Below are 677 nucleotides of genomic sequence, written 5' to 3' on the forward strand. Positions count from 1 at the left end.
CGGCCATTTTGCTTGACTTACATTTTTTATTTGAGCATTTTGGATGGAAGCAGCTGTTTCGTTAGCATTTGCTTCAATTTTCTCCTGAGATTTGAAGCTCATTGAGATTGTAATAACAGCAGCTAATGCTGTAGTAGCGATTACTTTTGCGTTTTTGTTGAATACATTTTTCATAATAATAATAGCTATAAGGTGGCAACCCTTTTTTTGAGATTGTTGTGGTGTTTATAAAACCAGTTTTAATAGAGACCTGGTTCATTAAAAATGAAATTGGTTTGATTAATCAAACTGGCTTGCTTTGATCTGCTCAGAATTGATAAGATCTTTTTCGTTTGTACTTTCATCCATTGCTCTCCCTCCTCCGAAAAAGTGGTTTGTAGCAAAATTGGCTACTTGAACGAGAGCTCCAACTGCAGCTGCACTAGCTCCAACTGCAGCAGCCGGCCATTTTGCTTGACTTACATTTTTTATTTGAGCATTTTGGATGGAAGCAGCTGTTTCGTTAGCATTTGCTTCAATTTTCTCCTGAGATTTGAAGCTCATTGAGATTGTAATAACAGCAGCTAATACTGTAGTAGCGATTACTTTTGCGTTTTTGTTGAATACATTTTTCATAATAATAATAGCTATAAGGTGGCAACCCTTTTTTTGAGATTGTTGTGGTGTTTATAAAACCA

The 677-nt window shown here is 35.7% G+C and carries 1 protein-coding gene; it reads right to left on the reverse strand.

Annotated features, from left to right (window positions below; genetic code table 11):
• Positions 1 to 279: 279 nt before the first annotated feature.
• Entirely contained in the window at positions 280 to 615 is a 336-nt protein-coding gene (locus CHRY9293_RS18465; protein WP_162034318.1) for a hypothetical protein, read from the reverse strand.
• Positions 616 to 677: the final 62 nt, after the last annotated feature.

The sequence above is a fragment of the Chryseobacterium potabilaquae genome (genome assembly GCF_902728265.1).
Lineage (GTDB): Bacteria > Bacteroidota > Bacteroidia > Flavobacteriales > Weeksellaceae > Chryseobacterium > Chryseobacterium potabilaquae.